Origin of the sequence: Novosphingobium sp. B-7 (assembly GCF_000410615.1) — a bacterium.
GTDB lineage: Bacteria > Pseudomonadota > Alphaproteobacteria > Sphingomonadales > Sphingomonadaceae > Novosphingobium > Novosphingobium capsulatum.
The window spans coordinates 1-18,815 of sequence record NZ_KE148509.1; the positions used below are offsets into that span (position 1 = coordinate 1).

Annotated in this window: 14 protein-coding genes; 6 read left to right on the top strand and 8 right to left on the bottom strand. The window is 66.7% G+C overall.

The features are described 5' to 3' along the window. Positions 1–168 precede the first annotated feature (168 nt). Both H926_RS0122925 and H926_RS0122930 read right to left on the bottom strand, forming a co-directional pair. Complete coding sequence (locus H926_RS0122925) at positions 169–2,373, bottom strand: glycoside hydrolase family 3 protein (protein ID WP_022678316.1); 2,205 nt, start codon at positions 2,371–2,373, stop codon at positions 169–171. An 89-nt stretch (positions 2,374–2,462) separates the two neighbouring features. Continuing rightward, positions 2,463–4,943, bottom strand: coding sequence for a TonB-dependent receptor (locus H926_RS0122930; RefSeq protein WP_022678317.1), 2,481 nt, complete (start codon positions 4,941–4,943; stop codon positions 2,463–2,465). Positions 4,944–5,364: 421 nt separating this feature from the next. Here H926_RS0122930 and H926_RS30120 point away from each other — a divergent pair, with 421 nt between their 5' ends. Beyond that, complete coding sequence (locus tag H926_RS30120) at positions 5,365–6,357, top strand: LacI family DNA-binding transcriptional regulator (protein ID WP_043611154.1); 993 nt, start codon at positions 5,365–5,367, stop codon at positions 6,355–6,357. 30 nt (positions 6,358–6,387) lie between these two features. On the opposite strand, the gene katG is transcribed toward H926_RS30120, so the two are convergent. From katG to H926_RS0122950, 3 genes are all read right to left on the bottom strand, one after another. Next, positions 6,388–8,607 carry a catalase/peroxidase HPI gene (katG, locus tag H926_RS0122940; RefSeq protein ID WP_022678319.1) on the bottom strand — a complete coding sequence of 740 codons (2,220 nt, stop codon included), beginning with the start codon at positions 8,605–8,607 and terminating at the stop codon, positions 6,388–6,390. Positions 8,608–8,718: 111 nt separating this feature from the next. Next, a complete protein-coding gene (locus H926_RS30125; RefSeq protein WP_022678320.1) occupies positions 8,719–9,426 on the bottom strand; it encodes an alpha/beta fold hydrolase in 708 nt (235 codons plus the stop codon). 132 nt (positions 9,427–9,558) lie between these two features. Beyond that, positions 9,559–10,404, bottom strand: coding sequence for a LysR family transcriptional regulator (locus H926_RS0122950; protein ID WP_022678321.1), 846 nt, complete (start codon positions 10,402–10,404; stop codon positions 9,559–9,561). A gap of 104 nt (positions 10,405–10,508) precedes the next feature. Between H926_RS0122950 and H926_RS0122955 the strand changes: the two genes are divergently transcribed. The 5 genes from H926_RS0122955 to H926_RS0122975 are packed head-to-tail and all read left to right on the top strand — an operon-like array spanning position 10,509 to position 16,419. Continuing rightward, a complete protein-coding gene (locus tag H926_RS0122955; protein ID WP_022678322.1) occupies positions 10,509–11,675 on the top strand; it encodes an isovaleryl-CoA dehydrogenase in 1,167 nt (388 codons plus the stop codon). Continuing rightward, positions 11,672–13,273, top strand: a complete 1,602-nt coding sequence (locus H926_RS0122960; RefSeq protein ID WP_022678323.1) for a carboxyl transferase domain-containing protein — start codon at positions 11,672–11,674, stop codon at positions 13,271–13,273. Before H926_RS0122955 ends, H926_RS0122960 begins: the two co-directional genes overlap by 4 nt. A gap of 6 nt (positions 13,274–13,279) precedes the next feature. Beyond that, positions 13,280–15,121 (top strand): acetyl/propionyl/methylcrotonyl-CoA carboxylase subunit alpha, encoded by a 1,842-nt coding sequence (locus H926_RS0122965; RefSeq protein ID WP_022678324.1) that lies wholly within the window; start codon positions 13,280–13,282, stop codon positions 15,119–15,121. Positions 15,122–15,124: 3 nt separating this feature from the next. Further along, positions 15,125–15,577 carry a MaoC family dehydratase gene (locus tag H926_RS0122970; protein WP_022678325.1) on the top strand — a complete coding sequence of 151 codons (453 nt, stop codon included), beginning with the start codon at positions 15,125–15,127 and terminating at the stop codon, positions 15,575–15,577. Beyond that, the gene (locus H926_RS0122975; RefSeq protein ID WP_022678326.1) at positions 15,574–16,419 is read left to right on the top strand and encodes a CoA ester lyase; all 846 of its coding nucleotides are present in this window, start codon (positions 15,574–15,576) and stop codon (positions 16,417–16,419) included. The genes H926_RS0122970 and H926_RS0122975 overlap by 4 nt, the downstream gene beginning before the upstream one ends. Positions 16,420–16,440: 21 nt before the next feature. On the opposite strand, the gene H926_RS0122980 is transcribed toward H926_RS0122975, so the two are convergent. From H926_RS0122980 to H926_RS30130, 3 genes are all read right to left on the bottom strand, one after another. Further along, positions 16,441–17,196 (bottom strand): DUF4019 domain-containing protein, encoded by a 756-nt coding sequence (locus H926_RS0122980; protein ID WP_022678327.1) that lies wholly within the window; start codon positions 17,194–17,196, stop codon positions 16,441–16,443. 103 nt (positions 17,197–17,299) lie between these two features. After that, positions 17,300–18,277: a nitronate monooxygenase family protein gene (locus tag H926_RS0122985; protein ID WP_022678328.1), complete on the bottom strand. Its 978-nt coding sequence runs from the start codon at positions 18,275–18,277 to the stop codon at positions 17,300–17,302. 87 nt (positions 18,278–18,364) lie between these two features. Further along, a partial coding sequence (locus H926_RS30130; RefSeq protein WP_043611156.1) for an enoyl-CoA hydratase/isomerase family protein occupies positions 18,365–18,815 on the bottom strand: 451 nt, incomplete at its 5' end.

The following is an 18,815-nucleotide window of genomic DNA, read 5'->3' on the forward strand; positions in this document are numbered from 1 at the left end:
AGGCTGCGCGCCTGCCATGGCCGCCCGGCAACGGTGGCAAACCAGGCGGCGCCCGGTGGCGTGCTCGCAGCCGGCGCGGCAGCGCGTGCTGCGGCAGGCATGCCTTGCACACCTGCCGCAGCCGCCCCCATTCCGATCAAGGCCATCGCCTGGCGGCGGTCCATCGCCTCAATCCTTCCAGCTGCGCGCGGGCAGCTTGACGGTCACCACTTGCCCCAGATCGGCCGCGCTGCGCCCCAGGGCAAAGCCATAGTCGCCGGCCGGCATGGTCCAGCGCCCATCCTTCCAATCGGCCAGGAGGCGCGGATCGAAGGTTACCGTGGCGCTCTGGCTCGCGCCTGCGGCCAGGCTCATCCGCTTGAAGCCGACCAGGCGTTGCAGCGGCTGGCCATTGCGACGCACGAGATAGACTTGGCCCACGTCATCGCCGGCGCGCTGACCGGTATTGGCCAGGGTAAAGCTGGCAGACATCCCCGAAACTTTCAGGTCACGCGCGGCAAAGCTGGTATAGCTCAGGCCAAAGCCGAACGGAAACAGCGGCTTGTATCCCTTGCGGGCAAACCAGCGATAGCCCACGTCAGACCCTTCGATGTCGTAATCGGCGTGCAGCTGGTCCTTGCCCGGGGCCGGATCACCCCCGAAATTGGGCTCCACCCAATCCGCGCCGTCCAGCTTGGGCCGGGGCAACTGATCCAGGCTGGCGGGAAACGTGACGGGCAGGCGCCCGCCCGGGTTGGTGTCGCCGAACAGGACCGAAGCGATCGCCTCGCCGCCGCGGGCGCCGGGATACCACGCCTCCACTACGCCGGCGACCTTGTCGAGCCAGGGCATCATCACCGGGCCGCCGGTTTCCAGCACGACGATGGTGTTGGGATTGGCCGCCGCCACGGCAGCGATCAGCGCATCCTGGCCATCGGGCAGCGACAGGTCGGGCTGGTCGGCCCCTTCCGTGCGCCATTCGGTGGCAAACACGATCGCCACCTGGGCCTGGCGCGCCTTGGCAACGGCGTCGGCGATATAGCGCCCGTCGCGGAACGTGATGGTAGCCTTGGGCGCCAGGGCCTGGATCGCCTTGAGCGGGCTGGAGCGGTGATAGCTTTGCTGCATCAGCGCGGCAAACGGCCCGTCTCCGCCAAGCGAGCGCGTCGCGGCCGGGCCTCCTTCGCCCATGACCAGGCTCGAGCCCGAGCCGGCCAGCACGCCGCTGTCGGCATATCCGCCGATCACCGCGATGGAGGCGGCCGTCTTGGCCAGCGGCAGCGCGCCATTGTTCTTGAGCAGCACGATACCCTGCCGCGCGACGTCTTCGGCCACCTGGGCATGGGCAGCAAAATCGATCGCGCCGCCCGGCTGGGCCGGATGCTTGTCGATGCCCGTGGCATAGATCGCGGTCAGTACGCGGCGGTTCATGTCATCGAGGCGGGCGGCATAGGCCTTGTCCGCCCCGGCCTTGGCCTTGAGCACGTCAGCAAAATAGAGCGCCTTGTCCAGCTCTGCGCCGGATTGCTGATCCAGCCCGCCCAGCGCCGCTTCAACCCCGGGCACCGCGCCCCAGTCAGACATGACGAAGCCCTTGTAGCCCCAAGAGCCCTTGAGCACCTTGTTGAGCGCCCAGTCGCTGGCGCAGGCCTGCGCCCCACCAATGCGGTTGTAGGCACACATCACCGCGCCAGGCTGGCCCTTTTCGATGCCGATCTGAAACGCCAGCAGATCGCTTTCCCGCGCCGCGCCCTCGGCAATCTTGACATCGACATACTTGCGCCCGGTTTCCTGGCCGTTGAGCGCGAAGTGCTTGATCGTCGAAATGATGTGGTTCGACTGGATACCGGCAATCGCCGCGCCCACCAGATCGCCCGAGAGCAGCGGGTCTTCGGCCAGGTATTCGAACGTGCGGCCATTGCGCGGATCGCGCATCAGGTTGACGCCGCCAGCCAGCAGCACGTTGAAGCCCTTGGCCCGCGCCTCTGCCCCGATCATCGCCCCGCCGCGATAGAGCAGATCAGGGTTCCAGCTTGCCGCCTGGGCCAGGCCCGATGGCAGGGCGGTGGCGCCATCCTTGCGCAAGCCGCCCACCCAGGCAACGCCCAGGCTGGCATCGGTTTCGGTCAAGGCCGGCACGCCCAGCCGCGGAATCCCGGCGACATAGCCAGCGCCGAAAATCGCCCCAGCCGGGATCTTGGCCCCCGGCAGGAACGGCAGCGGCATGATGCCGTGGGTGAGGATCACCTTGTCGTCGGCGCTCATCTTGGCAAGCGTGGCGTCGGCGCGGGCCTGCGCGGCGGCCAGGTCGACAGCCGGGGCCTGCTGGGCGCGGGCACCGCTGCCAAGCGCCAGGGCGGCGCAGCCGAGCACGAAGGGCAAATGGCGTTTCATCGCTGGGATCCTTGCTGGAACGAAAAAGAAAAAAGCGGGCCGCACGCACGCACCAGGCGGCGCGCGGCCCGCAGCAGGGTAGACCGGTGTTAGAACTTGACCCCGGCGCGCACGCCGAAGGTGCGCGGATCGCTCATCGTCAGGCTGGTGGCGTTGCCGGTCACCAGCGAAACCTTGTTCTCGATGTTCTTGATGAAGGCCGAGGCATACCAGGTGTCGTTCGGCGCATTGTAGGTCAGGCTCGCCTGGGTGCGCGAGCGCGAAGGCGTCCACAGCTTGAGCCAGTAAGACCCGGTATCGCCAAACACCGTCACCGAATAGGCCGACGAATAGCGCGAATAGACCGAAGCGACGACATTGCCCGAACCGACCGGCACGGTGTAGTTTACCCCGCCGTAAATGACGGTGGCGGGGGTGCGATCAAGCTTTTGCCCGGCATAGTTGATGGCGCAGGTGCCGTTGACCACGCCCGAGGGGCAGAACTGCGTATAATGCCCGTCGGTAAGATCGACGCCGAGCGTGAGGTTGAGATCGCGCATCGGGAAGAACTGCGTCTCGAATTCCCAGCCCAGCACGCGCGCCTTGCCCGCATTGGTCGTCACGGTCTGGTTGGCGCCATTGATCGGGATCACCGCGCTTAGCTGCATGTTCTTGTAATCATACAGGAACAGGTTGGTATCGATCTTCATCCACGGCGCCACGCGGCCACGGAAGCCCAGTTCATAGTCGGTCAGGGTTTCCGGCTCGTAATAGATGGCATGCTGATCGGCATACTTGAGCGAACCGGGCGTTGCCCCCGGCGTGGAATAATCGCAGCGTTCCCCTTGCGAGGTGACCAGCGACTGGCCAGCCCCGCCGGTGGAACAGCCATCGCCAAAGCCGCCAACCTTGTAGCCGGTGGCGATCGAGCCATAGAGCAGCCCGCCCAGCACATCGGCATCAAAGCCCAGGCGCCAGGTGACCTTGCGGCCCTTGACCGAGGCATCGTTGACATAGCTGCGCCCGCTGCCCACGGTCGGGCCACCCGGCGCTGCGGGCGTGTTGGGATCGATGGAATACTGCCCGCCCACCAGCGGCTGGCCGCCCAGCGTGTTGAGGTGCACGGTGTGGCCATAGCGCGAGAGATCGTCGGCGGTATAGCGAATGCCCGCCGTAACGCGCAGGGCATCGGTCACCTTGTAGGTGCCCTGGGTGAACGCGCCCTTGGTGGACGAGATCGTGTGCTGCGGGAAGCCGTAGATGAACGTGTTGCCAAACGCGAAGGGCACCAGGTTGTAGATGAAGAACGCGATCCGCGATTCCTCGCGGAAGTAGTACAGGCCGCCCTGGATCTTGAGCGGGCCGTCGCCGCTCGATGCCAGGCGCAACTCGTGGCTCTGCTGCGTGTAATCGCCGTTGAACGTGCCGGGCAGGTTGACGCCACCCGAAAGCACGTTGCTGTTTTCCTTGGCTTCGTATTGGCGGATCGAGCCAAGGTACGTCGCTTTCACGCCGCCGAAATCATAGTTGAACTCGCCGTCGAGATTATAGGCGATGTCATGCACGTTGGGCTTGAACGAAGACTGATCCCCGCCGCCATACTGGTGCGCCGACAGCCCCGAGGTATAGGTCTGGCCATCGACCGGGTTCACATAGGTGAGCGGCGCGTTGAAATTGGCGCTGGCGAGCGGCGTGGTGAGCGACTGGCGGGTATCGCCGATCGGTGCCCACACGGCAAAGCGCCCGCCGCTGGGATTGTTGCCAACCTGATAGAAATTGCTGAACGGCACCGAGGAATCGCGTGATCCGGTCAGCCGTGAATAGCCGCCGCGCAGCAGCAATTCGCCGCGATCGCCCAGCTTGAACAGGCCCTGCAGGCGGGCCGAGATATTGGTGCGGAACTTGTTGTTGTAATTGGGATCGTTGGCCACGCCCTTGACGAAATTGTCGCGCGTGTCGAAATTGAGCGAGAGGCGGAAGGCGGCCCAGTCGTTGACCGGCAGGTTGAAGGCCGCGTCAGCGTTATAGGCGTTGTAATTGCCCACGCCGGCATTGGCTTCCACGCTGGCCCGCTCGAAATTGGGCCGCTTGGTGATCACGTTGATCACGCCGGCCGTGGTGTTGCGGCCATAGAGCGTGCCTTGCGGCCCTTTGAGCACTTCGACGTGGTCCACGTCCATGAAGCTCACGTCGGCCTGCTGCGGCCGCGCCAGATAGACGCCATCGGCCAGGAACGCGGCCGAAGGGTTGCCCTTTTCGGTGCCGTCGGTGCTGGTCACGCCGCGAATGGTGATCTGCAGGCCATTGGTGCGGTCGATCGACAGGCCGGGCACCTGGTCACCCAGCGCGGTGGGATTGGTCACGCCCTTGGAACGCAGGCCATCGCCGGTGATCGCGGTCAGCGCAATCGGTGTTTTCGATAGCAGCGTCTTGTCGCGCGTGGCGGTGACGACGATATCGGGCATCGACACATCGTCGCTGGCGGTCTTGGCCGCATCTTGCGCCGGTTCCGGCGCGGGCGCGCTCTGGGCATAGGCTGGCGCGGCCAGGGCCACCGCCGAAATCAGGCATGCTGTCTGGATCAGCTTCATGTCTTCCCTCCCTTTTTGTTCCCGCGTGCACGTGCGCCGCGGGTAGTGCTCCCGTTCGCGGCCACGCCCTGCCTGGCTTGCGCGCGTGGCGCAGACAGGCACTGCCCGGGCAATGGCCGCATGCCGAAATGGGGAAGAAACGGGCCGCAAAGGCCCAACGCCCGAAGCCATGCTTCGAACCGCAATCGATATCCTCTCCATCGGCGGCAAGTTTTCGATCTTGCTTAGCCATGGTTTGAAATGAATCAGTCAGCGCTGTCAAGACTGCGCTGTCAGAATTTCGCGTGACCTGCCGAAAGAAATAGCCATAATGGTTGACATGGAGAGGCACCCGTCGGCCAAAATGCCACAATCCCCATCTGACCCCGCCGCGCTTGCCGGCCCCCCTTCCCGCCCCGCTGGCGCCAAGGAACGCGCCACGATGGAGGACGTTGCCCGGCTCGCCGGGGTCTCGCTCAAAAGCGTGTCGCGCGTGGTTAACCGCGAGCCGCATGTGTCAGACACGCTGCGCGCCAAGGTCGAGGCCGCGATCGCCGCGCTGGCCTTCGTGCCCGATGCTGCGGCGCGGTCGCTGGCCGGATCGCGCACGTTCATCGTCGGGCTGCTGTTCGACAACCCGAGTCCCAACTACACCATCAAGATCCAGTCGGGCGTCTATCGCGCCTGTGTCGAGCAGCAGTACCACCTGCGCATCGACAACATCGCCTCGGACCTGCCCCGCGCCGAGGTGGAGGCCCAGCTTGATGCGATCGTGCGCAACAGCCGCTGCGACGGGTTCATCCTCCCCCCGCCGCTGACCGACAATGTCCAGGTCCTCGCCTTTCTGGAGCGGCGCGGCGTCCGCTATGCCCGCATCGCCCCCAACAGCGAGCTGGGCCGCTCTCCCTGCGTGGCCATCGACGATGCCGCCGCCGGTGCGCTGGTCGCCCGCCACCTCTGGGCGCTGGGCCATCGCCGCCTGGGCGTGGTCACCGGCCCGCCCCTGCACCGCGCCGGCGATCGGCGCCGCACCGGCTTCCTCGCGGCGATCCGCCAGTTCGATCCCGATCTGGTGGTGGCAGAGGCCGATGGCCTGTTCTCGTTCGAAAGCGGGATTGCCGCCGGCATGGACTTGCTGGCGCGCGACCCGCGCCCCACCGCGATCTTTGCCACCAACGATGATTCCGCCGCCGGGGTCATGGTCGCCTGCGCCCGCGCCGGGCTGCGCGTGCCGCACGATATTTCGCTGTGCGGCTTCGACGACAGCTGGGTGGCAAAGTCGGTCTGGCCCTATCTCACCACGATTTACCAGCCGATCGAGGAAATGGGCTATGCTGCGGCGAGCCTGCTGCTCGATCGCGGAGAGACCGGCGATCGCCAGGTCATGCTCGATTTTCACCTGGTAGAGCGGGATTCACTGGCGCCGCCACCCTGAGGCAACGGCACCAGCAAACCAGGCACGCGATCAATCTAGCAAGTCGAAGCGGTCTGCGTTCATCACCTTGGTCCATGCAGCGATGAAATCGTCCACGAACTTGTCTTCTGCGTCCAGTCCGGCATAGACCTCGCACACCCCGCGCAACTGGGCATTGGCCCCGAACACGAGGTCGACGCGCGTTGCCGTCCAGCGCGGCGCGCCGCTGGCGCGATCCTTGCCCACGTAGGTTTCCGCTTCATCGCCGGCCGGCGCCCAGGCCGTGGCCATGTCGAGCAGGTTGACCACGAAATCGTTGGTCAACTGGCCCGGCCGCGCCGTCAGCACGCCATGCGCCGCGCCACCATGGTTGGCACCCAGCACGCGCAGCCCGGCGACCAGAACGGTCATTTCCGCCACGCCTAGGCCCAGCAACTGCGCCCGGTCGATCAGCAGTTCCTCGGCGTTCACATCGGTCGGCCCGGCCAGATAGTTGCGGAAGCCATCGGCATGCGGCTCCAGCCAGGCAAAGCTTTCGGCGTCGGTCTGTTCCACCGTGGCATCGGTGCGGCCCGGGGTGAACGGCACATCCACCGTGCGGCCAGCAGCCTTGGCGGCCAATTCGATGCCCACGCCACCCCCCAGCACGATCAAATCGGCCAGCGACACCTTCTTGCCACCACTGGCCGCGCCATCGAACTGCGCCTTGATGCCGGCATAGACGTCCAGCACGCGCGCCAGCTTCTCTGGCTCGTTCACCGCCCAATGGCGCTGCGGCTCCAGCGCGATGCGCGCGCCATTGGCGCCGCCGCGCCGGTCCGATCCGCGATAGGTGGCCGCAGAAGCCCAGGCCGTGCCGACCAGTTCAGCCACCGACAGTCCTGAGCCGGCGATCGCGGTCTTGAGCGTGGCCACATCGGCGGCGTCGATCAGCGGATAATCGCGCGCGGGAATCGGATCTTGCCAGATCAGGTCTTCGGCCGGCACCTCTGGCCCCAGATAGCGCGCCTTGGGCCCCATGTCGCGGTGGGTCAGCTTGAACCACGCGCGGGCAAAGCTGTCGGCAAAATAGGCCGGATCGGCGCGGAAACGGTCCATCACCGCGCGATAGGCCGGGTCCACCTTCATCGCCATGTCGGCGGTGGTCATCATCGTGGGCACCTTGACGCCCGGCGTATGGGCCTTGGGGGCCAGGGTCTCTTCGGGGTTGCCCACCGGTTGCCACTGGTGCGCGCCGGCCGGGCTGCGCACCAGTTCGTATTCGTGGTCGAGCAGCATGTCGAAATAGGTCATGTCCCACTGCGTGGGCGTGGGCGTCCACGATCCCTCGATGCCCGAGGTGATCGTGTCATCGCCCATCCCGGTGCCGTGGGTAGAGGTCCAGCCAAAGCCCATCTGGGCAATGTCGGCCCCTTCGGGCGCGGCCCCCACCAGTGCGGCATCGCCGCCGCCATGGGCCTTGCCAAAGGTGTGCCCGCCGGCGGTGAGCGCGGCGGTTTCGGTATCGTCCATACCCATGCGATGGAAGGTTTCGCGAATGTCGCGCGCCGAGGCCATGGGATCGGGCACGCCGCCCGGTCCTTCGGGGTTCACATAGATCAACCCCATCTGGATCGCGGCGAGCGGACCCTCGATCTTGAGGCCGGCGGCCTCGTCGATCCGGGTCTGGTTCTGCGGGTCACCCACCCAGGTTTCTTCCATGCCCCAGAACACATCGAGGGCCGGTTCGTGGATATCCTCGCGTCCGCCGCCAAAGCCGAAGATCGGGCCGCCCATCGACTCGATCGCAACATTGCCGGCCATGATGAACAGGTCAGCCCAGCTCAGCGCCGCGCCATACTTGCGCTTGATCGGCCAGAGCAGGCGCCGTGCCTTGTCGAGGTTGCCGTTGTCGGGCCAGGAATTGAGCGGCGCAAACCGCTGCGAGCCCGATGACGAGCCGCCGCGCCCATCGCCGCTGCGATAGCTGCCGGCCGAATGCCAGGCCATGCGGATGAAGAACGGACCATAATGGCCATAGTCGGCCGGCCACCACGATTGGCTGTCGGTCATCAGGGCATGCAGATCGGCCTTCACCGCCGCATAATCCAGCCCCTTGAACGCGGTGCGATAATCGAACCCTTGCGGATAGGGGCTGGCCGATTGGCCATGCTGCGCCAGGATCGCCAGCGGCAGGGCCTTGGGCCACCAGTCCTGGTTCGTCCGTCCCAACAGGGGCCGCTTTTTGCCCTCGCCGCCGCCCATCGGGCACTTCGTCGTTACCGCATCCATGTCACTCTCCATTGCTTGGCCGAATCCGGTATCGGCCGTGAGCAGGACGCGACGATCCTGTCATGAAGCCATGACAGGAAAAAGCGCCTCTTGGTTCACTGCGCACATGTTTCAGAGGCTTGCAGCCGTCGCGCGCACGGCGTCGAGGATAACGCCCGCCACCGCCTCGGGCTGCGACAGCAGGCTCAGGTGCCCGGCCGCCACTTCGCTGGTCTGCGCGTTCATCGCCGCGGCCAGTTCGCGCTCCAGCGCCACGCTGACAATGCGATCCTGCGCGGAAACGATGTACCAGGTCGGGCGTGTTTCCCACGCGGCCTGCTCCACCTTGTCGCCAAAGGTGCTGGCGGCGAGCGGCGGCTGCGTGGCGCAGAGCACGCGCGCCTCGGTCTCGGGCAGGTCCTGCGCCACGTCCTCGATCCAGCCTGCCGCGCTCAGCGTCAGGAAACCAGCGCCATCGTCGATGATCTTGCCCAGCGCCGGTGGGGCTTCGTGGCGGCCGACCTGGTCGCCCACGGTTTCACCGGCCTTGGGCGCGAATGCGGCGACATAGACCAGCGCCTTGACCTTGGGATCGTTGCCAGCCTGGGTGATCACCGCCCCGCCCCAGCTATGCCCGACCAGCACCACTGGCCCGGCAACCGTGGCCAGCGTGCGCGCGGTGGCGGCCACGTCATCGGCCAGCGAGGTCGTCGGGTTCTGCACCGCCACCACCGGCACGTCAGCCGCCAGCAACAGGGGAATGACGCGCTGCCAGCTCGATCCATCGGCCCAGGCGCCATGGACAAGAACGACGGTCGGCATGGTGGGGGACGCGGTCATGATGGTTGGCTCCGATCAGGAGAGAGGGATGCCCGCAGGCCTGCAATGTTTTGCAAAACCACGCGTGCCGACAAAACCCCCGATCGGGTGAATCTCAACGCCCCAACCGGGGCTTGGGCTGACGGCCCCAGATTATGCCCAGCTGGCGGCCAGCCGGCCCCAACTTGCCACCAGTGCCGGGTCCAGCGCCTGGCCGCCGCCCACCAGACCCAGCCGACGGCGGAAATCATAGCCGGCCAGCGGCACCGCCACCACGCCATCGCCGGCCAGGCTCACCGGCCCGGTGGTCACCGCCAGCCCTTGCCGCACCAGATCCATGCAGCGTTCCTCGTTAGCGCTGCGCAGCAGGAAATGCGGCCGCACGCCCTGGGCGGTAAAGAAGCGGCTGGTTTCGCCCAGGATCTCGCAGCTGCGCCGCGCCACCATGACATCGGCCGCCAGGTCCAGCGCGCTGACCATGGTGCGCGCGGCCAGCGCATGGCCCTGCGGCAGCAACATGGCATAGCTTTCTTCCACCACCGCTCCTTCCGCTGGCGCGCCATGCAGTAGGGTGAGGATCGCATCGAGTTGCCCTTCGCCCAGCCGGCGGCGCAGATCGGCATCGCTGCCTTCCAGCAGCACCAGCGGGCGCGTGCCCTGCATATCACGCGCCAGTTGCACCAGCGCCCGGCCGGGCAACGAGGCCAGCACGCCCAGGCGCAGCGGCGCGGCCACCGGGGCCAGATCCTGCGCCGGGGTTTCGGCCAGGCGAAACTCCCGCTCGATCGTGCGGGCATGGGCGAGCAGGCGTGTGCCCGCCGCCGTCAGGCGGATCTGCTTGCGATCGCGCATCAGCAAGGGCGCCCCCACCAGCCGCTCCAGTTCGGCAAGGCCGGCCGACAGCGTCGGCTGGCTCAGGTTCAGCCGCCGCGCGGCCGCGCTGATGCCGCCGGTTTCGACGATGGCCAGGAACTGGCGCAGGTGGTTGCGTTTCAACATAGGTTTTTTCTATGCAAATCCGCTGCGAAAATCAATTTCCTGCGCAGCCAGCGGCGCAGTATCATGGCCACAGAAAACAGTGGGCGGGAAGAGGAGACAAAGCCGTGCGTGCAACCCCCGAACTCGATTTCGGCCTGGATGAAAACGCCCAGATGATCCGCGAGGCCGCCGGCCGCTTTGCCGACGAGCAGATCGCCCCGCTGGCCGCCGCGATCGACGCCCAAGACCGCTTTCCCCGCGAATTGTGGGAGCCGATGGGCGCGCTCGGCCTGCATGGCGTGACCGTGGAGGAGGAATTCGGCGGGTTGGGCCTGGGCTATCTCCACCATGTCATCGCGGTGGAAGAAGTCAGCCGGGCCTCGGGCGCCGTGGGCTTGTCCTATGGCGCGCATTCCAACTTGTGCGTCAACCAGATCCGCCGCTGGGGCAATGCCGCGCAGAAGGCCAAGTACCTGCCCAAGCTGGTTTCGGGCGAACACCTTGGCAGCCTGGCGATGTCGGAAGCCGGCGCCGGTTCGGATGTCGTGGCGATGAAGCTGCGCGCCGATGCAGTCGATGGTGGCTTCCGCCTCAACGGCACCAAGTTTTGGATCACCAACGGCACGTATGCCGATACCCTGGTGGTCTATGCCAAGACCGCGCCCGATGCCGGCGCCAAGGGCATTACCGCGTTTCTGATCGAGCGCGGCATGCCGGGTTTCTCGATCGGGCAAAAGATCGACAAGATGGGCCTGCGCGGCAGCCCCACGTGCGAGCTGGTGTTCGACGATTGCTTCGTCCCGGCCGAAAACGTCATGGGGCCGGTCAATGGCGGCGTGGGCGTGCTGATGAGCGGCCTGGATTACGAGCGCGTCGTGCTGGCGGGCATGCAGATCGGCATCATGCAGGCCTGCCTAGACACCGTCATCCCCTACGTTCGCGAACGCCAGCAGTTCGGCAAGGCGATCGGCACGTTTCAGCTGATGCAGGCCAAAGTGGCCGATATGTATGTCGCGCTGCAATCGGCGCGCGCCTATGTCTATACCGTCGCGCGCGCCTGCGATGCCGGGCAGACCACGCGGTTCGATGCCGCCGGCGCGATCCTGCTCGCCAGCGAAAGCGCCTTTCGCGTGGCTGGCGAAGCGATCCAGGCGCTGGGCGGCGCCGGCTATACCAAGGACTGGCCGGTAGAACGCTATCTGCGCGATGCCAAGCTGCTCGATATCGGCGCGGGCACCAACGAAATCCGCCGCATGCTGATCGGCCGCGAACTGATCGGGATCAAGGTATGAGCGCGCCCGTCCTGCCCACGGCCATCGACCTCGCCAGCCCGGAAGCGCAGGCGCGCGCCGCGCACAACCGCGCGCTGGCAGAAGACTTGCGCGCCCGCGTTGCCAAGGCAGCGCTGGGCGGTGATGAGCGCGCGCGCAGCCGCCACACCGCGCGGGGCAAGCTCTTGCCGCGCGATCGGGTAGAGCGGCTGGTCGATCCTGGCTCCCCCTTTCTCGAAGTGGGCCAGTTGGCGGCCAATGGCCTCTATAACGACGAAGTGCCCGGCGCGGGCATCATCGCCGGCATTGGCCGCGTTTCCGGGCGGCAGTGCATGGTCTTTGCCAACGATGCCACGGTCAAGGGCGGCACCTATTTCCCGATGACGGTGAAAAAGCATCTGCGCGCCCAGGAAATCGCCCAGGAAAACCGCCTGCCCTGCGTCTATCTGGTGGACTCGGGCGGGGCCAACTTGCCCAACCAGGCAGAGGTGTTTCCCGATCGCGATCACTTTGGCCGGTTCTTCTACAACCAGGCGCGGATGAGTGCGGCCGGCATTGCCCAGATCGCCGCCGTGATGGGATCGTGCACCGCCGGCGGCGCCTATGTCCCGGCGATGAGCGACGAGACCGTGATCGTCAAGGACCAGGGCACGATCTTCCTGGCCGGCCCGCCACTGGTCAAGGCCGCCACGGGCGAGGAAATCAGCGCCGAAGACCTCGGCGGCGGCGATCTTCACGCGCGCCAGTCGGGCGTGGTCGATCACCTTGCTGAAAACGACGAACATGCCCTGTCGATCGTGCGCGATATCGTCTCGCACCTGGGCGCGCCCGATCGCGCGCGGGTGGAACGCCGCGAGAGCCGCCCGCCGCTGCATGATCCGCAAGGGCTCTATGGCGTGATCCCGCAAGATGTGCGCGCGCCCTACGATGTGCGCGAAGTGATCGCGCGGGTCGTCGATGGCAGCGAGTTTCACGAATTCAAGGCGCTGTTCGGCACCACCCTGGTCTGCGGCTTTGCCCACATCCACGGACTGCCGGTGGCGATCCTGGCCAACAACGGCGTGCTGTTTTCACAGTCCGCGCAAAAGGGCGCGCATTTCATCGAGCTGGCCTGCCAGCGCGGCATCCCGCTGCTGTTCCTGCAAAACATCTCAGGGTTCATGGTCGGCGGCAAGTATGAAGCCGAAGGCATCGCCAAGCATGGCGCCAAGCTGGTGACAGCCGTTGCCACCGCGCAAGTGCCCAAGATCACTGTGCTGATCGGCGGCAGTTTCGGCGCGGGCAACTATGGCATGTGCGGGCGGGCCTATGGCCCACGCTTCCTGTTCACCTGGCCCAACGCGCGCATATCGGTGATGGGCGGGGAACAGGCGGCCAGCGTGCTCGCCACCGTGCACCGCGACGCCGCGAGTTGGACACCCGAACAGGCCGAAGCGTTCAAGGCGCCGATCCGCCAGAAATACGAAGACGAAGGCAACCCCTATTACGCCACCGCCCGCCTGTGGGACGACGGCGTGATCGACCCGGTGCAGACCCGCGACGTGGTCGGCCTGGCGCTGGAAGCCTGCCTGGAAGCCCCCTTTGCCGATCGTCCTTCCTTCGGCGTGTTCCGGATGTAAGCGCGCATGATCCAATCCATCCTTGTCGCCAACCGTGGCGAAATCGCCTGCCGGATCATCCGCACCGCGCGGGCGATGGGCCTGCGCACCGTGGCCGTCTATTCGCAAGCAGACGCCCAAGCCATGCACGTGGCCCAAGCCGACCAGGCCGTGGCCATCGGCCCGGCGGCGGCGCGCGAATCCTATCTGGTGGGTGAAAAGATCATCGCCGCCGCGCTGGAAACCGGCGCCCAGGCGATCCACCCCGGCTATGGCTTCCTGTCGGAAAACGCTGCCTTTGCGCAAGCCGTGCTCGATGCCGGCCTGGTGTGGGTCGGCCCGCCGCCGTCGGCCATTTCCGCCATGGGCCTCAAGGATGCGGCCAAGGCGCTGATGCAGCAGGCCGGCGTTCCCACCACGCCGGGCTATCTGGGCGAAAACCAGGATGCCGAATTCCTGGCGGCCGAAGCAGCCAGGGTTGGCTATCCGGTCCTGATCAAGGCCGTGGCCGGCGGCGGCGGCAAGGGCATGCGCCTGGTCGAACAGCCGCAGGACTTTGCCGATGCGCTCGCCTCGTGCCAGCGCGAAGCGGCGGCATCGTTCGGCAATGCCCATGTGCTGATCGAGAAATACATCCTCTCGCCGCGCCATATCGAAGTGCAGGTGTTCGGTGACGCGCACGGCAACGTGGTCCACCTGTTCGAACGCGATTGCTCGCTGCAACGCCGCCACCAGAAAGTGATCGAGGAAGCCCCCGCGCCGGGCATGGACGAAGCGACGCGGGCCGGCGTGTGCCAAGCGGCGGTGCGCGCGGCGCAGGCCGTGGGTTACCAGGGCGCCGGCACGATCGAATTCATCGCGGATGGTTCGGAGGGCCTGCGCGCCGATCGCATCTGGTTCATGGAGATGAACACCCGGCTCCAGGTGGAACACCCGGTGACCGAGGCGATCACCGGCCAGGATCTGGTCGAATGGCAGATTCGCGTGGCCAGCGGCGAACCGCTGCCCCGCCGCCAGGACGAACTGACGATCCAGGGCTGGGCAATGGAAGCGCGGCTCTATGCCGAAGACCCGGCCAAGGGCTTCCTACCCTCGATCGGCCGGCTCGACCATCTGCAGTTCGGGATGGTTGAGGGCGGGCGCATCGATACCGGCGTGGCGCAGGGCGACACGATCAGCCCGTTCTACGATCCGATGGTCGCCAAAGTCATCGCCCATGGCCCCAGCCGCGAAGACGCGCGCCAGCGTCTCGCCAAGATGCTCGACGAGACGGCCATCTGGCCGGTGCGCACCAATGCCGCGTTCCTCGCGCGCCTGCTGCACCATCCGCAGTTTGTCGCCGGCGACGTTGATACCGGCCTGATCGGCCGTGACGGTGCCGCTCTGGCAGAGCCGCTTGCACCCTCGGCAGCGGTCCTTGCCAAGGCCGCTGCACAGCTCGTGGCGCCCAGCCTGGCGCAAGGCCTGCGCCTCAATGCCGCGCCCGTTCGCACCGGGCATTTCCTGCTCGATGGCGCGCCCATTGAAATCGCCTTCGCTGGCGCCGCCACCGCGCCGGCGCCGTTCACCCTGGTCTGCGAACACGGACAGGTGTGGCGGCTCGAACCCTGGCACCACAAGCCGACCGACGGGGCCACTGCCGGCGACGGCGCGATCCTGGCGCCCATGCCCGGCCGCGTCATCGCGGTGTCCGTCGCGCAGGGGGAAACCGTCATCAAGGGCCAAAAGCTCTTGACCCTCGAAGCGATGAAGATGGAACACACGCTGGTTGCCCCGTTCGATGGCGTGGTCGCGGCGCTCGAAACCCAGGCGGGCGCGCAAGTGCAAGTCGATGCGCTGCTGGCGCGCATCACGCAGCAGGACGATTGAACCATGACCGGGCGCTTTTTCGATGCATGGGCCGTGGGTGACCGGATCGAACACCCGATCCGCCGCACCGTGACCGAGACCGACAACCTCATGTTTTCGTGCATGACGCACAACCCGCAGCCGCTGCACCTCGACGCCGAGGCCGCGCGCGCCAGCGAGTTCGGCCAGATCCTGGTCAACGGCACGTTCACGTTCGCGCTGATGGTCGGGCTGTCGGTGGGCGAAACCACGCTCGGCACGCTGGTGGCCAACCTCGGCTATGACGCGGTGACGATGCCTAAGCCGGTGTTCATCGGCGACACGCTCCACGCCACCAGCGAGGTGCTGGAAACGCGCCCCTCCCGCTCGCGTCCGGGCGCCGGCATCGTCACGTTCGCGCATGAACTGATCAACCAGCGCGGCGAGGTCGTGTGCCGCTGCAAGCGCAGTGCGCTCATCGCCGGAACGCCCGCATGAACCTGCGCTCCCTGCTGTTCGTACCGGCCGATCGGCCCGAACGCTTTTCAAAGGCAGCGGCGAGCGGCGCCGATGCGGTGATCCTTGACCTGGAAGACTCGGTAGCGCTCGCCGCCAAGGATGGGGCACGCGACGCCGTCGCCGAGTATCTGGCCGGCCCGCGCCCCTGCCCGGTCTTCGTGCGAATCAATCCGGTGGACAGTGGAATGGCCGCTGCCGATCTGGCGGCGGCGCTGCCTGGCCGACCCGATGGGATCATGCTGCCCAAGGCCGAAGGCGCGGAAACCGTCGGCACGCTTCTGGCCATGATGGGCGCGCAGGCCGTGCCGATCCTGCCGATTGCCACCGAAACGCCGGCCGCCGTGTTCGAACTGGGCACCTATGGCGATGTGCGCGCGGCGCTGTGCGGGCTGACCTGGGGCGCGGAAGACCTGCCCGCCGCGATCGGCGCTGCCACCGCGCGCGAAGACGATGGCCGCTATACCGCGCCCTACGAACTGGTGCGCAGCCTGACCCTGTTCGGCGCGCACAAGGCCGGCGTGGCCCCGATCGAAACGGTCTTTCCCGCGCTGGCGGACCTCGATGGGCTGGCGCGCTATGCCGCGCGGGCGCGCCGCGATGGCTTTACCGGGATGATGGCGCTGCACCCCGCGCAAGTGCCAGTGATCAATCAGGCTTTCACCCCCACCCCGGCCGAGATCGACCACGCCCGCCGCGTCGTCGCGCTGTTTGCTGCCGATCCCGCGCTGGGCGTGGTGCAACTCGATGGCCGGATGGTCGATCGCCCCCACCTCAAGCAGGCAGAGGCGATCCTGGCGCTGGCAGCGCGCAGCCAGCGGTAACGAAACCCTGGCGTGCCAGGTTCAGCCGACCGTCACGCCTGCCACCTGCCACGCGCCATCGACGTGTTCCAGCGTGACCGTCTCCACCACCTCGCCCTTCTTGGCAAAGTGGCTACGGAATTTCACCACTTCATAGCCGTTGGGGGGTGCAGGCAGGTTCTGTTCGCTGAGCAATTGGCGCGATTGCGCCATGCCCAGGTCGGCATGGACCTTTTCCGAAACGTTCGCCCAGACCTGCTGCGTGTTGGCCTTGCGGAAACGCAGCGTGGTCATGCGATAGGTCTGGGCCCAGTCGTGCTGGTCGGCAAGCTCGAGGAAACGGCGCGCCGTGGCGATAATCGCGGGATCGCTGGTTTCGACCGTGGCGGCGGGTTGCGGATCTGACGATGCATTCATTAGCGGCAGCGCCACAAGCGCGGCCAGTCCCATCAGCAATGACATGGCGATACTTCCTGTCTTGATCCAGCCGCGACGAGATATACGTTCGGCCAGGCCAGGCTGTTCCATATCGCCGGGGTGCGGGGCTTCCCCCAATTCGCTGTCCCCTGAATTTTTGGGGGGCTCTCCCTCGGCATCGAAAAGCAACCGCGCCGCTTCCCGGCTGCTCGACACCGCAAGCTTGCGCCGTGCATCACGCAGGCGTTCGTTGATCGTGTGCACCGAAAGATTGAGGCGGCAGGCGATCGATTTGGCATCGTGCCCGCGCACCATCAGACGCAACACCTGCCTTTCCTTTTCGGTCAGCGAGTCAACGGCGTGGGTGATCGGCGTGGTCATGGTCGGGCCACGACTATGGCACGCGATCCGCGCCAACCACCCCTAAATTCTTGTACTGCAGTTCCCGCGTGCAACCATTGGCGATCCGGGCGCGCGGGAAGGTTCAGGCGAGGAACCCGCCCAGCCGCCCACGGATGACGTCCTCGGCCTCGGCCACCATGCGGCTCAGCAGCTGCGCGCAAGTCGGGATATCGTGAATGAGGCCCTGCACTTGCCCGGCCCAGACCAGTCCGGCCTCGACATTGCCGGTTTCCAGCGCCTCGCGCCCCTTGGCGCCTGACACCAGCGGGCGGATGTCCTCGAACACCGCCTCGGGCCGGGCAGAGATGTCGACCACGCGATCAGACACCGGCGTTGCCGCCACGCGCCCGGTGTTGTGAAACCGGCGGAAGATCAGGCGCGTATCGCGCTCGCTGTTGGCCACCAGCAACTGCTTGATCGCGTCATGGATCGGCGCTTCCACCGTGGCGCAGAACCGCGTGCCCATGTTCACCCCTTCGGCGCCCAGCGCCAGCGCGGCGGCCAGCCCGCGCCCGTCACCAATGCCGCCGCTGGCCAGCATCGGAATGCTGATCTGGTCGGCTGCGGCGGGGATCAGGATCAGGCCGGGGATATCATCCTCGCCGGGGTGGCCGGCGCATTCAAAGCCATCGATGCTGATCACGTCCACGCCCATTTTCTGCGCAGAAACGGCATGGCGCACGGCGGTGCACTTGTGCAGCACGGTCACGCCGTGGCTTTTGAAATCCTCGATGTGCTCGCGCGGGTTGTGCCCGGCGGTTTCCACGATCTTGATCCCGCTATCGATGATCGCGCGGCGATACTCCGCATAGGGCGGCGGGCTGACCGAGGGCAGGATCGTCAGGTTCACGCCAAACGGCTTGTCGGTCATGGTGCGGCAGCGGTCGATCTCGCGCCGCAGATCATCGGGCGTCGGCTGGGTCAGCGCAGTCAGGATGCCCAGCCCCCCGGCGTTGGATACCGCGCTCGCCAGTTCGGCGCGGCCCACCCACATCATTCCCCCCTGCACAATGGGGTGGGCAATGCCCAAAAGCTGCGTAATCCGGGTCTTGATCGCCATGATTGCACCTCACATCGGAACGGCACGGCCCAGCGCCGTCCCTAACGGGACGCGCCGTGGCCAGGATTGGGGAACGGGGGCTGGGCTTCAGGTAAAGCGCGGCGGACGCCGTTCGGCAAATGCGGCAATGCCTTCGGCCGCTTCGGCCCCGGCGCCGGCATCGGCAATGCGCACCACTTCCAGGTCAAGCTGCGTGGCCAGGTCGTTCTGCATGCTGGCCGCGAGCAGGGCGCGCGCGCCGGCAATCGCGCCAACCGGCCCCTGGGCCAGGCGCTCGGCCACCGCCAGGCCTTCGTCAAGCAGCGTCTCTGCCGCCACCACGCGGGTCACCAGGCCGATCTGCGCGGCCTCCTCGGCGCCGATGCGGCGGTTGGTCAGGATGATCTCCTGCGCGCGGCGCAGGCCCACCACGCGCGGCAGGGTCCAGCTCATCCCGCCATCGGGCGTCAGGCCCACCATGCCATAAGCCGCGGTGAAATGCGCAGAGGGCACGGCCAAGGCCACGTCGCCCAGGATCGCCAGGCTCAACCCGGCGCCA